12 protein-coding genes and 1 pseudogene are annotated in these 13,230 nt (G+C 32.5%); 5 read left to right on the top strand and 8 right to left on the bottom strand.

The window, feature by feature from the left end:
- Window positions 1–1,014 (top strand): alpha/beta fold hydrolase, encoded by a 1,014-nt coding sequence (locus tag C2I06_RS12495; RefSeq protein WP_095330527.1) that lies wholly within the window; start codon window positions 1–3, stop codon window positions 1,012–1,014.
- A gap of 71 nt (window positions 1,015–1,085) precedes the next feature.
- Here C2I06_RS12495 and C2I06_RS12500 read toward each other — a convergent pair whose 3' ends face one another.
- Window positions 1,086–2,588: a leucyl aminopeptidase gene (locus tag C2I06_RS12500; RefSeq protein ID WP_123258126.1), complete on the bottom strand. Its 1,503-nt coding sequence runs from the start codon at window positions 2,586–2,588 to the stop codon at window positions 1,086–1,088.
- Window positions 2,589–3,056: 468 nt separating this feature from the next.
- Here C2I06_RS12500 and C2I06_RS12505 point away from each other — a divergent pair, with 468 nt between their 5' ends.
- Window positions 3,057–3,533, top strand: a complete 477-nt coding sequence (locus C2I06_RS12505) for a divergent PAP2 family protein (protein ID WP_123258127.1) — start codon at window positions 3,057–3,059, stop codon at window positions 3,531–3,533.
- Between the two features lie 160 nt (window positions 3,534–3,693).
- On the opposite strand, the gene C2I06_RS12510 is transcribed toward C2I06_RS12505, so the two are convergent.
- On the bottom strand, window positions 3,694–4,401 hold the full coding sequence (locus C2I06_RS12510) for a 3D domain-containing protein (protein WP_123258128.1): 708 nt from the start codon (window positions 4,399–4,401) through the stop codon (window positions 3,694–3,696).
- A 333-nt stretch (window positions 4,402–4,734) separates the two neighbouring features.
- Here C2I06_RS12510 and C2I06_RS12515 point away from each other — a divergent pair, with 333 nt between their 5' ends.
- Entirely contained in the window at window positions 4,735–5,727 is a 993-nt protein-coding gene (locus tag C2I06_RS12515) for an NAD(P)/FAD-dependent oxidoreductase (protein WP_095330514.1), read from the top strand.
- 160 nt (window positions 5,728–5,887) lie between these two features.
- Here the strand turns inward: C2I06_RS12515 and C2I06_RS12520 are convergent.
- The 6 genes and pseudogenes from C2I06_RS12520 to C2I06_RS12545 form a co-directional block, all read right to left on the bottom strand.
- Window positions 5,888–6,004: pseudogene (locus tag C2I06_RS12520) on the bottom strand (iron-sulfur cluster assembly accessory protein); the annotation flags it as partial.
- Between the two features lie 202 nt (window positions 6,005–6,206).
- Window positions 6,207–7,658 carry a competence protein CoiA gene (locus tag C2I06_RS12525; protein WP_164463684.1) on the bottom strand — a complete coding sequence of 484 codons (1,452 nt, stop codon included), beginning with the start codon at window positions 7,656–7,658 and terminating at the stop codon, window positions 6,207–6,209.
- A gap of 155 nt (window positions 7,659–7,813) precedes the next feature.
- Window positions 7,814–8,908 (bottom strand): hypothetical protein, encoded by a 1,095-nt coding sequence (locus tag C2I06_RS12530; RefSeq protein ID WP_123258130.1) that lies wholly within the window; start codon window positions 8,906–8,908, stop codon window positions 7,814–7,816.
- Window positions 8,909–8,917: 9 nt separating this feature from the next.
- Window positions 8,918–9,508 (bottom strand): recombinase family protein, encoded by a 591-nt coding sequence (locus tag C2I06_RS12535; protein ID WP_123258131.1) that lies wholly within the window; start codon window positions 9,506–9,508, stop codon window positions 8,918–8,920.
- 299 nt (window positions 9,509–9,807) lie between these two features.
- Window positions 9,808–10,728 carry an HNH endonuclease gene (locus C2I06_RS12540; RefSeq protein WP_123258132.1) on the bottom strand — a complete coding sequence of 307 codons (921 nt, stop codon included), beginning with the start codon at window positions 10,726–10,728 and terminating at the stop codon, window positions 9,808–9,810.
- A gap of 202 nt (window positions 10,729–10,930) precedes the next feature.
- Window positions 10,931–11,188, bottom strand: coding sequence for a helix-turn-helix domain-containing protein (locus C2I06_RS12545; RefSeq protein ID WP_249928305.1), 258 nt, complete (start codon window positions 11,186–11,188; stop codon window positions 10,931–10,933).
- A 194-nt stretch (window positions 11,189–11,382) separates the two neighbouring features.
- Between C2I06_RS12545 and C2I06_RS12550 the strand changes: the two genes are divergently transcribed.
- Both C2I06_RS12550 and C2I06_RS12555 read left to right on the top strand, forming a co-directional pair.
- A complete protein-coding gene (locus tag C2I06_RS12550; protein WP_123258133.1) occupies window positions 11,383–12,219 on the top strand; it encodes a hypothetical protein in 837 nt (278 codons plus the stop codon).
- A gap of 22 nt (window positions 12,220–12,241) precedes the next feature.
- Window positions 12,242–13,063: a GIY-YIG nuclease family protein gene (locus C2I06_RS12555; protein WP_123258134.1), complete on the top strand. Its 822-nt coding sequence runs from the start codon at window positions 12,242–12,244 to the stop codon at window positions 13,061–13,063.
- The last annotated feature ends 167 nt before the right edge of the window (window positions 13,064–13,230 follow it).

Raw genomic sequence — 13,230 nt, forward strand, 5'->3', positions numbered from 1 at the left:
ATGGCAAAAAAAAGTATAGCTAAATTTATTCATACCTTATCGTACGATCCTGCCGTTGGACAGTCAGAAAAATATGCCATCTGGAAAAAAAACAAAGCAACTTTATGGTATTACCCTTCTAAAGAAAGAAAATATAAAGAGTCGATTTTCCTTATTTATTCGATCGTAAATAAACCATATATTCTTGATTTAGGTCCCTCCATGAGTTTAATTGAGGCATTTAATAACGCAGGGTATGATACGTATTTAATTGATTTTGGAATCCCTGCATATGAAGATCGTCATTTAACCATTGATGATTATATAACAAAGTATATTCAACCAGGTTTTAAACGAGCGATGCGACATGCTAATTCCGATTCCTTTACTGTCATTGGTTTTTGTTTAGGAGGAACACTTGCCAGCATATTTGCCGCATTAGATAATCGTTATATTAAAAACTTAATTCTTGCCGTGTCTCCAATTAATTTTTCCGATTTTCCGGACTATGATAAGTGGCTGAATGCCCTTCGCGAAAATGAACTGCACCTTGAGGAATTAATCGATAAAATGGGAATTGTTCCTCCTGAATCGGTTAAATATGGTACTAGGTTACTTGTTGCTCCCCTGTCATTCAGTCATTATTTAGCACTTTTGAATCGTTCTGGCGAAGATAAATACTCGGAAAAATGGGCAAGAATGAACAAATGGACACTTGATCATATCCCTGTAGCTGGTGCAACATTTAAACAACTTATGAATGACTATGTCAGGGACAATAAGATGATTGAGGGTGGATTAACAATCAACGGGGAAGAGGTTGATTTGGCGAACATTCACTCTAATTTACTCGTATTTTCCACCAAGAATGATCCACTTGTTCCAAGTTCTCTCTGCGAACCAATTATGGATCTTGTTTCAAGTCAAGATAAATCCTTTGTTTTATTTGAGGGCGGGCATGCTGGTCTCGTTGCGAGTTCCCATATGCCAGAACCAATGGAAAAGTGGCTGCAAGCGCACAGCACCCCCTTATAAAAAATTACAGACCCCATCAAATTAATAAAATGGGGTCTGTAATTTTTTATATTATATTTTAATAAAACTTTCTACTTTGTACTTTCAAATCTTTCCACAAACAATGCTAATGTTCTAGTCATAGCGCCTGTTCCGCCTGGATTTCCTAAATCAGTAGCTTTACTTTGGGTAGACGTTCCAGCAATATCCAAATGCACCCATGGTGTTTCCTCTGCAAATTCGCCGATAAAGGCCCCACCCATAATTGCATGACCAGCGGCACCTGGTGAATTATTTAAATCTGCAATCGGACTATTGCGCACTAATTTCTTATGACTCTCGAAAATAGGCAGTCTCCACATTTGTTCCCCTGCTTCATAGGAAGCTTCTAACACTTGTTCAAATAAAGATTCATTATTTGTCATTGCACCTGTCGTTTCCATTCCTAAAGCAGTAATTACTCCACCTGTAAGGGTTGCAACATCTACAAGGTAGTCAGCGCCATGATGTTTTGCGTAAGTTACTGCATCTGCTAAAACTAAGCGACCTTCTGCATCTGTATTTAATACCTCAATTGTTTTTCCACTCATTGATGTGATAACATCATCTGGTTTAAACGCATTACCACTTATCATATTATCAGTAGATGGAATAACTGCAACGACATTTTGTTCTGGTCTCAATTCTCCAATAATCTCCATTGCTCCAAGAACTGCTGCCGCACCGCCCATATCCGTTTTCATACCGACAATACCTGTTTTTGGCTTAATAGAATAGCCACCTGTATCAAACGTAATCCCTTTTCCGACTAAGCCGATGACATCTTCCCAGTTATCTTTTCCCTGGTATTTCAGCACAATCATTTTAGGAGGCTCTGTCGAACCTTGGTTCACAGCAAGCATTGCCCCCATACCAAGCTTTAACATATCTTCTCTCTCTAATATTTCTGCCTCAAAGCCATATTTTTCTGCTAATTCTAGTGCATAATTAGCTAGATCTGCTGCTTTTAACATATTTCCTGGCAAGTTAACTAGCGTACGTGCAGAATTTGTCGCCTGTCCGTATACATACCCTACTGTTAGCGATGACAAAACTTCCTCTTGCTCTGCATGGCTATAAACCGTAATTTCTGTAATCTTTTTTTCTGGTTCATTTGATTTTTGTTTATAACCTGAAAACTCATAGGTAGCAAGACCAAACGCTTCACTGCATGCATGAGCAACATCTTGTGCATCATTTTCCTCTGATATAAAGGAATCTAAGTATACAGCTGTTTCCACCCACTTTTCACTAGTAATACGTTTGAAAGTTGCTCCAAAGATTGCTTTTAACTCATCAAAGGAAAGTTCTTTCTTTTTTCCTAATCCAACAAAAATAATTCTTTTTGCTCCAATTTTTCCAAAAGTATGTATCACCGTAACGGACTTTTTCTTTGCTGAAATATCTCCATCTTTTACTAAACTGTTTAATTCTCCTTCAAACTGTTCGTCTAGTAATTGCAGCTGACCTTCTAATTTAATAGACTTATCAAATAATCCAATAATAATACTTTCATGATTATTTTGAAAATCCCATTCTTTCTGATATGAAAACATAATCAATTCCTCCATTCTATTTCTTCTTCTATTATAACGAATTTATTTATCATTTCGTATATCTAATTAAATTTACATCATTCAATTCTAAATGATAAAGCTGCATTCCTAAAGATGAGCTATAATTTATTTTGAAAAACAACTTTCTTATAATAGATACCAAAATATAAAAAGTTTTTTCGAATTTAAGTAGAAAGCTCGATATTTGGTTATGTTATAATAAGATAAGTGGAAAAGCAAAGTGAGCATTGAAAATTGCTCTCACCCATTTAAAAATGAATCGCATTTTGTTTTTCCATGGCTTTGAAAGCAAATAACACAGAATAAAATTCATTTTTACCCTATATCTAACTCCACTGTCTACCTCCTTATTTCCATTAATTCTCCTTATATGAAAGATTAATAATGCGTTAAATAAGGTATACATACTAAAAGTACATATTTTTCACAGAATGATGAGGTGTTTTTATGGAACTACTAGCTAACTTTCCTTTACTTGCAAGTTTGGCTGCAATCTTTTTTGCGCAATTTGTCAAAGTGCCAATCACTTATTTTGTTACAAAAAAAATTGACTGGTCTTTGTTAACAAGTACAGGAGGAATGCCAAGTTCTCACTCAGCAGCTGTAACTGCTCTGTCTACTGGTGTGGCTCTGCAAACAGGCTTTGATTCACCGATCTTTGCGGTTGCTGCTATTTTTGCGATAATCACAATGTTTGATGCTACAGGTGTTAGAAGACAGGCAGGAGAACAAGCAATTGTTTTAAATCGCTTAGTAAACGATTTTAATAAGTTTTTAAATGATGCAAAAGGGTGGCAAAACAAACCAGAACAGGAAAAAAGAAAAGAATTAAAGGAATTGTTAGGACATAAACCGATAGAAGTATTTTTTGGTGGACTAACCGGAATTGTATTGACGCTTGTTTTACATATGCTAATTTATTAACCTTCCCTTTATGAATAAATCCAAATAAAAACTGTTTAAGCTATTCAAAAGCAGTTATATTTATTCTAAAAAAAGAAGGATATCCTAAAAATCAACTAACAATTTTTTGTTAGGACTTTGATTTTAGGATATCCTTTTTACTTGTTAATTAAGTATGTAATTATTTGTTTTCTGCTTTTGTATACTGTTGACGGAATACTTGCATAGATTCTTCTTCATTTAATGCACTTAACGTTTCTTCTGTTAGTTTGCCTTTACCCATTTCCACTATGTATACATCTATTGTTTTCTTGCCCCATTGACTATATACATCTTGTACGGTTTCATAGTATAAATCTAATCTATTGCCATTAATGGCTGAACCAGTATCGGCGACAACCCCAAATCCATAATCAGGGATAAAAAGAATAGTTCCAATTGGAAATACACTAGTATCAGCAGCAATGGTACTATATAAATCTCTTTTTACTTTTACGCCTGAATAAGTAATACCGAATTGTGGATGGCCTGGATTCTTGCCAGTTGACTCATATCCAGCTGTATAGCCTGTTGCGATCACTCGCTTTGTCGGATATTGTGACCAATCTTTCATATTTTCTAGTGAAGGTGGTTTACCTGCAACCTCTTTACTGGATGAAATTTGTGTTTTTTCCGCCAATGCCTTTTTAAAGCTTTTTAATGCTACACTCATTTGCTTTATTGTATGATCAATATGATCTGGATTCTTACTTACCTGAGCATGTTCGTTAGTACTTAAATTTATCGAACTCGCCTTAACACCTGAAATCGATTGGAACGTGGTTAGTAGTGCTGCCATAAAAAGTAGAACCATTCCTACTCTTCTAAAAAACTTTTTATAAAAATTCATATTTTTCACTCCTCCCAAAACTATTCATTTCCCATATTCAAAGAATTTATTCATAAAAAGGTAAAAACCAGAACTTTCCCCCTAGTAAAATACCAAAAAAATACAAAAAAATATCGATTAAAAGCTTCTAATCGATAATTTTTACATTATTTTTCTGAATTATACCATTACCAATAAAAGTTAAAAATTGAAAATTTTATATTTTATAAAATTTATGAGTAGGATGGTGGCCTAGATATCTTTCAAAATTGGAAGATTTAAAAAGTGAGAAATCATAATCATTATGATATGATAGCTTGTAGAATTGATCTTTATTAGGAGGGTTTAGGAAAATTGGAAGAAAATCAAACCATTTATGATATTACTGTTATCGGTGGTGGACCTGTAGGCATGTTCACTGCTTTTTATGGAGGGATGAGACAAGCAACCGTTAAAATTATTGAGAGTCTCCCTACCCTTGGCGGTCAGCTTACAGCACTTTATCCCGAAAAATATATATATGACATTGCTGGATTTCCAAAAATTCGTGCTCAAGAGTTAGTCGATAATTTAGAAGAGCAAATGAAAAAATTTGAACAGTCTATCGTACTAGAACAAGCTGTTCAAACAGTGGAGAAACAAGGTGATGGTATATTCAAAATTACTACTGATAAAGAAGTCCATTACTCCAAAACTATTATTATTACAGCTGGAAACGGAGCTTTCCAACCTCGTAAATTAGAGTTGGAGCAAGCGAAAGAATATGAAGGAAAAAATCTTCATTACTTTATCAATGACTTAAATCAGTTTGCAGGGAAAAGGGTAATGGTATTTGGTGGTGGAGATTCTGCTGTTGACTGGGCATTAATGCTAGAGCCTATAGCTGATACTGTTTATTTAGCACATAGACGTGATAAATTCCGTGCCCATGAACATAGTGTAGAAAACCTTAAAAATTCAAAAGTAAACATTAAAACTCCATATATTCCTTCAGAATTAGTAGGAGATGAGGAAATCAAACAAGTGATTCTTGAAAATGTAACAACACAGGAAAAAGAAATTATTGATGTAGATGCAGTCATTGTAAACTATGGATTTGTTTCTTCTTTAGGCCCAATTAAGGAATGGGGCTTTGATATTCAAAAGAACTCTATTGTTGTTAACAGCAAAATGGAGACAAATATTCCAGGTATCTATGCAGCTGGAGACATATGCACATATGATGGAAAAGTGAAATTAATAGCGACAGGATTCGGAGAAGCCCCTACAGCTGTCAATAACGCTAAAACATATATGGATCCAAAAGCTCGCGTACAGCCTCTTCACAGTACTTCTTTGTTTAAATAGACGTTTCTAAAGACTAATGATAATCTTTTGTTTTCTTTAAATGTTTTGAAAAACAACTGATTACATTCAGTCTTTTTTTAATGAAACAAAAACACCGCTGCGTCATGAAGACCAATAAGGTGTTCATGACGCAGCGGTATTCAAATTTTAAACCTTGTTCTTAACACTCCTCAGGTGTTCCAGCCACTTTTGCTGTACGGAAAGAAGACCCGCAGCCACATGAAGCAATCGCATTAGGATTGTCGATGGTGAATCCTCCGCCCATTAGGGATTGCTTGAGAATGTTGTTATATCAATGTTTGTAGTTGTTTTTAGGGATTATGAATTGCAATCATGATTGTTGATTGCAATCCTATATGATTGTTAATGTCGATAACTGGATTATAACCAAAGTTTTACTTTTAAACAAGAAATACCATCTTGCCATTTTCATACTGATTATCAAATTACCTTTTTGACAAAAAAACAATTATTTACTATTACAACTTTGAGATATCAATAAAAGGGGTACTTAATCTCTTCTTAACTTCTGAAATCAAATCGTCGACTTCTTCTTTTGTCTCAAAGCGTCGATACTCAAATGCATAATCAAATTTCGTAGGATTGCTTTTATAAGGATTGATTCTCCAATTAATGTCATTTAGTAAATTACTGATTACTTTTGGATTAAGTGAAATTAGTTCTTCAAATAAAGAATCATATTCACTAAGCACATAACTAATAATGTCTATCTGTTTTGAATACTTATTTGAGTAGAAATCCTCAACAGAGTGCTGCTCTTCAAGAAAAGTAATCTTTAGTATTTCTTTTTTTTCATACAATTCTAGTATAATATTATGATTGGTCGTCTTTCTTTCTTCCATCTTTAGTATTTCTTCTCCGAAATTCTGAAGTTTTACTGCATATTTTTCATATTTGGTAACAAACTCCTCTTCTGATAGCTCGTAAACATCATACTTGATATCTTCTCTATTTGCCTTCATAAAGGACCACATATAACTTGAAAAATTCTCCCCATACTTTTTTTCAAGAAATTCTTTTTTACTTCTCGCTCTAACTTGAAGCTCATCCTCCCATTTTTGTTGTTTTTTCTTCTCAAATTTTCTAATCATAGTATCAAACCTAATATTACTTCCATTAATGATTTCTGTATAGGTCATTGAGCTATACTTAAACTCTTCGTTGTATAAGAACTTTATATCAGTTAATTTACAAGAATGCTCTAATGGGGAATGAAATTTATACTCTTGTGGAGGAAATTTTCGACCATACCTATCTTCACCCCTAATATCTTCATACCGAAATGAAAAATCAATAGTAACTTCAAGATTATCTAATTTTAAGTAATAGCAAAAACCTGTTGTATTAAAAATTGTTTCTACAGGGTCTTTACGACGTCGAGCTTTTTGGATATATAAGTCTTTTGAATTAGAATACAATAGAAATACATCTGCATCAAGAATCCAAAAATCTTGTATATTTGCTGCTCTATATAGATTGTGCCTATCTAACCAATCTTTTGAGGATAGTGAGCTATGTTGAAATTCAAAAGCCCATACTGACCCTTTTAGTTTTCCAGAGGTGTGAGTTACTAATATATCAGCAATTTGATGGGTTTCTGGAATATATACTTCCAAATCTACTTTGGCATTCGGAAATCGACTTATCAGCCATTTGTATAAAATGTCTTTACCTTGCAAATGCTGTTTCGTCTCCTTTTCATAATTTGTAACAACACATTCAGCTTTAGGAAGATGAGAAAAATATGCACCTTTTATTGGTCCATTATTATATCTTACCTTTTTAAGACAGTTTGGACACAATAACTCACCATTCCTTGATAATACTCTAGTTGCTTCATCCTCGCATTCTGACGCAAATATGCTCTTCCCCTCAGTCACACATCTTATCATATAAAATTCACTCCACACTTTTATTTTTGAGCATAATTCACCTATAATCTCCTAATATAAATAAGGATGCCTAGATTTCGTTATGAATGAGTCCTTTGTTGCTTTTAGTAATTATTTCGTTATATCCTCTTGTTTTAATTAGTCTCCATGTGTTAACCGATTGAATTTTAGCTTTAATTATTTAGACGTTGTTTTAACCATCTATATATATTGGCAATATTAACCTCAAACCCTTTGCCCTCTAACTTTGTTAATGACATAGCTCCTCCAAATATTTCTTCTTTATCCTCTTCTTCTTGTGAAATTGATTCAGCGATAAGAGACGTTTGAAGAATTGAAGCATCCAATAACCTTTTTTGTTGGTCTATCATGATTTGTTGTTGTCCAATAGTTTGAGACTGCAGTTGTATAGTAGCATTTAGAAGCATTATTTGACTTTTAAAGTGCTGGACATTAGCCATTAACTGTTGATTTTGGGGTTCGCTAGGATAGTTCATATATGCCATATCATTTAATATTGAGGGCAACTGCAAATATAATTCTAATGCTTCTTGAATACTCGATAATGCTATTTCCCTTGAGTCAGGCACTACTGTAAAAAGTACGCTACCAGCTTCATGGGTTATTTCTGTAGTAGCTTTAACACCTATATCTTTCAAGAATTCTGCAAAATAAATAAGATATTGTTCACAGGGAACACGAACATGTTTTGGGAAATCAAAGATAGTGGTTAGCATACCTTCTTTATTATCATTTAAGAGCTGAACTATCGCATTTTCCATCATTCTATTTACTAAAGTTAAGTAGTTATCTATATTATCTTGATTGGCATCAGCTGCACATATAAAATCTACTTGAAATCCATCTATATCAGCAATCCAACTACTTCCACTACTACCAAGTGCCCATTTTCTCAACTTACTTAGTAACTCTTCTGCACTAAAAATATTCTTCCATTTCTCTATATCCCATGAAAAATCAATAGAAAGTATAAATTCTTCTTCTATCTTTTCCTTATGTAAGTAGATATTTTGTTTAAACCCCAACTTCCAAGGAGATGAAATCTTAATTGATACCATATCTTCTTCTTCAAGTTCAAGCCTAATATCTCTAAATGGAGTTCTTGTTATTACTGCTGCTACTTGGTTCGAAAGTACATTAAAAGTAAACTCGTTCGGATAGTTAAGAATCTTCACTTTATCCCTATCAATAGCTTCTTCATCAACTACTAAATAAGGTTCATTTTGATGAAATATTGTTTTTATCATATTTGCTCCTTATAATTGTTCTTTTATAGCCCTATATATTGTCGCTCTACTAATACCAGTTATTGCTTCAATGTCTTTTACTGTCTTTATTTTTGCTCCTTCATTGTTTCTGCTATTAAATAACTCTAAAGCATGCTTTAATTTAGCGTTTTTCTCTGTATATTTCTTTGGTCGTCCTTTGTATACTCCTCTCTTCTTAGCTTCTTCAATCCCCTCGATTTGTCTTTCTCTAATCAAATCTGCTTCGAATTCAGCTATGCCAGATAAAACAGTAACCATCAGCTTTCCAATTGCTGTTCCTGTATCTAACTTATCTCCCCCCATATTCAATACTATAAGCGAGACACCTTTACTTTTTATGTAGTCAATAGTATCCAAAGCATCCTTAGTACTCCTCGCAAATCGGTCTAACTTGGTTACAACAATTGTGTCTCCATCCTTTACTGTCTCTAAGAGTAGTTTAAACTGCTCTCTATTTTCTGTCTTTCTTCCACTAACCTTTTCTTTAAAAATAGACTCACATTCAGCTTCTTGCAGTTGCTTAATTTGTGCTGTTAAATGTTGACCTGAAGATGACACACGTGCATAGCCATATTTCATATTCCCACCTCTTTTTTGATACATGTATATGAGACATCGTTAGAACAATTATATCAATCTATCATTTTTGTATCAATACGGTGTAGTCAAATGATACACAACAACCTACTACAATAGTCCAATAAGAATGTCGTAATTCTAATACGAATTATATTTATTGAAAGTTCCATTAAATATAATAAACGTTTATATCAATTGAACCCATAAAATCATCAAAGAGACACCCAATAGAGGTGCCTCTTTGATTTATTATCATATAACAAACAATCCGTTGTATCTTTTTTTCATTTTTTTAATTGTCAATTTTTAAAAATATTTTTTCTATGCCAAGTGAAATATTCCTTATTTTCAGGAAAGATAGACACCTTAGTTTCTTCAACTAATACGTAAATTTCATATTCTTCTTTACTTATTTTAGAAGAGATAAGTAAATTTCCTCTTTTATCTAGGGAGATAAGGCCTTTATCATAAAGTGCATCATGATTACAGCAAAGTAATAACCCATTATACGGATCTAACCGTTCTTCATTTGTGCTATCTTTCCAAGGTTTTGAATGGCTTGCTCTTAATACCTCGGGTAGTTTAATACCACATAATGCACACTGACCTTTCCATAATGGAAACATACCATTCCTAAATTTTTGCTGCCCCAATCTAATTTTTGTTTTCATTACTGATTCTGTTTCAACTATTATTGGAATTAAGGGATTATGTTCAGTTCTTCTAACAGCATCAATCGATAATTCTAGCTGTTCCTCATTTACTTGATAAATGTTCAATTCACTAATCATTTCAAGAAGTTTTATAGCTAGTTCTTCATTACATGGATATAAATATCCTTGATTCCCATTACCATCCTCCTGAAAAGGTGAATATTTAACTGGCAATAATGGCTTTATTTCATTAAACCTTTGACGTATATTAATCGGCTCATCTAATTGGTGATATTCTAAATTCACTAAATAACCCTCATTACTCCACTTACTCAGTCCGTTCAAACTTTGGGGTTTACTTTCTTCTTTACAGTTGTCACTCGCTATACTAATAGCAACAATGTTCCCCTTTACATAATGAAACACTCTATCCCCTTTTTTCACTTCTTTCATACGCTTCCATGAATGCGGTACTTTCTGACCTTTATCTTTCTGTGGAGACCAAATAATTCCTAAATCTTTTTCTTCCTGATATGTGTGTCCTTGCATAACTATAAAGTTGCTCATAAAACTTCCCCCTAATAAGACATTACTCTTTTCTATATACATTTCTTAAATAATCTAATTGCCCCTTTTTTCTCCTATTAATAAATAAAAATACGATGCTACTAGGTATATTAATATTAACTTAACATATCAAAAGAACAAGGTTAAACCATAAAATAAAAAGTCCCTATGCCACAGAATTAAATTGTGACTGGAGACTTCCTTAATATGTATCTCTTTTTATTAAGTAATTTCTATATTCTTTTTCCAGTTCTGCTACGAACTCAGATGGCTTAATATCTAAAGCCTCAGCTAATAAAAATATGGTTGTAATAGATGGTTGCTTTATATTTCTCTCTAACATGCTTATATATGTTCTATCTAAACCTGTTCTACCAGCTATTTCCTCTTGCGATAAACCCCTATCTTTTCTAATTAACTTTAATACATTTCCAATCATAATTGCCTTAATTTCCTTCAAGAGAAATCTCCTTTTTAGACAATTACACAATTTAAAAACCTTGCACTCCACGTACTATAGTCTACAAACCATTTATTATTTGTTATAATAAAATTGTAGACTATAGTATTAGTTCAAAAGAAGGGAAGGTGCTGTATTAAAACTACTATCAGTATGAATACTTATAAATAAAAAATTATCTAGAGGTGCAATTAATGAAAAAGCCATCATATTTTATTATCTTTCTACTCATCTTTTTACTTGCGGGATGTGGCAAAGAAGCTAAGTTTGAAAAGGCAATCGAATTTTTAAAAGAAAATAACTGGGAAGAGGCTAACGAAATCCTATCGAAACTCCCTTCTGATTATAAAGAGACATTGTTATTAAAACACTATGCTAATGGACAATTATTTTATAGTAAATCGAAGGATAAAGAACAAAATTTTGCTAAGAATATTGACGAACTTAATATGGATTTATCAACTAATTATAATGGAGAATTCAGAGAAGATATTAATAATTTGATAGAAGAAATGACTGAGAAACAAGAAGTTTATGACAAAAAAATATCAGAAAAGAATTTAAAAGAAGCAATTGAATTAGTACATAAAGAGGATTTTGAATCTAGTTTGGAAAAAATCAATCAACTAACTCATATTAAAAATACTTCAAGCGCAAAAAATTATATTCAAGCTAGAATAGAATTTGATAAGGACTCTCCAGATATTAATAAATATTTATTATATTTATCAAAAATTAGTTCTAATTATGATGGAATACTAGAGAAAGAAATTCATTCATATATAGAAAATCATACTATTGGCTGGAAAGAAATCAAGGAATACGCAGAAAATGTAAAATTTCTAGAAGAGAACATAATAGAACGTCCCTCATTACAGATGACTTCGGATGAAGTAAGAAATTCTACATGGGGAGAACCCATGGATATTAACAAAACAACTACAAGTAGTGGTATTCATGAGCAATGGGTTTATTACGGCAATCGGTACATATATCTAGATAACGGTATAGTCACTGCTATACAAGAATAATTTACTGGAAGGAGTGTTTTTTTTGTTACCTAAAGAATATAGCAGAATGAATAAATACAGATATTTTTTTAAAAAAGCTAATCCTGATTTAAAATTTTTACTATATCATAACTATTTTGACGACTTTATCAACAATGAATCTCCCATTCACACTACAAATTTTAATGATTTAAAAATCGATATATTTAAAGGTAGTTTTTCTAATTTATACAGCATCTCATTATCGTTAAATTGCTATATAACTAGCTCATCGAAGAAATGCAATGCATATTTCGCATCAGTCCACTTTAACTACACTGATTTTAATATTAGAGGAAAAAAAGTATTTCAATGGATTCCGCGTGTTGATTGGTTTAAGCAAGATGCGCATTTTGGTTATAGTCGGACAGAACAATATCCAATAAACAACGGTAATTTATTAGCATTAGTAGAAGAAGCATTAGAGCATAATAAGAAGATAGATTACAGATATAAAAATTTAAATAATGAAAAATGCCAAACGATACCTGAAATGTATCCTAGCAATCCAGCCTTTATCTACCTAATCGAATGCCAAAATAAAATAAAAATAGGTAGAAGCGTTGAACCAAATCGACGTCTTTCACAAATTGCATGTAATACACCTTCTGAAACAAAGTTAATAGCTACTATATATTGTGAATTTGCTGATATAGTAGATGAATTGCTAAAGAATCATTTTAAATATCTTAACCACAGAGGTGAGTGGTTTTCGTTAACAATGGATGATATAAAAAGAATATTAACAAAAAACCTTCCCTATCCTATAAGTCAATTTTTAGGAGAGGTAACAATATATAATAAAATCTCCTCCCAAACAAACTAACTTTTGAGCAAATAATATATAGTTTTATATTAATAGGAAACTCTGTACTGTTTTTTCATCCATTTTAGCAAACTTGTTGTTTCTTCATTTTTAGAGTGTCCTTGCCATTGTGTACTAGACACAAATATTGCTAAATAGTAAAATAATAAGAACACCTAGTAATGGCT

The sequence above is a fragment of the Niallia circulans genome (assembly GCF_003726095.1).
Lineage (GTDB): Bacteria > Bacillota > Bacilli > Bacillales > Cytobacillaceae > Niallia > Niallia circulans_A.

Bases quoted from the DNA above. Each gene is read 5' to 3' on its own strand.
- C2I06_RS12550 (WP_123258133.1), top strand. From the start codon at position 11,383: ATGAAAAAGCCATCATATTTTATTATCTTTCTACTCATCTTTTTACTT.
- C2I06_RS12500 (WP_123258126.1), bottom strand. From the start codon at position 2,588: ATGTTTTCATATCAGAAAGAATGGGATTTTCAAAATAATCATGAAAGT.
- C2I06_RS12510 (WP_123258128.1), bottom strand. From the start codon at position 4,401: ATGAATTTTTATAAAAAGTTTTTTAGAAGAGTAGGAATGGTTCTACTT.
- C2I06_RS12505 (WP_123258127.1), top strand. From the start codon at position 3,057: ATGGAACTACTAGCTAACTTTCCTTTACTTGCAAGTTTGGCTGCAATC.
- C2I06_RS12530 (WP_123258130.1), bottom strand. From the start codon at position 8,908: ATGATAAAAACAATATTTCATCAAAATGAACCTTATTTAGTAGTTGAT.
- C2I06_RS12540 (WP_123258132.1), bottom strand. From the start codon at position 10,728: ATGAGCAACTTTATAGTTATGCAAGGACACACATATCAGGAAGAAAAA.
- C2I06_RS12495 (WP_095330527.1), top strand. From the start codon at position 1: ATGGCAAAAAAAAGTATAGCTAAATTTATTCATACCTTATCGTACGAT.
- C2I06_RS12535 (WP_123258131.1), bottom strand. From the start codon at position 9,508: ATGAAATATGGCTATGCACGTGTGTCATCTTCAGGTCAACATTTAACA.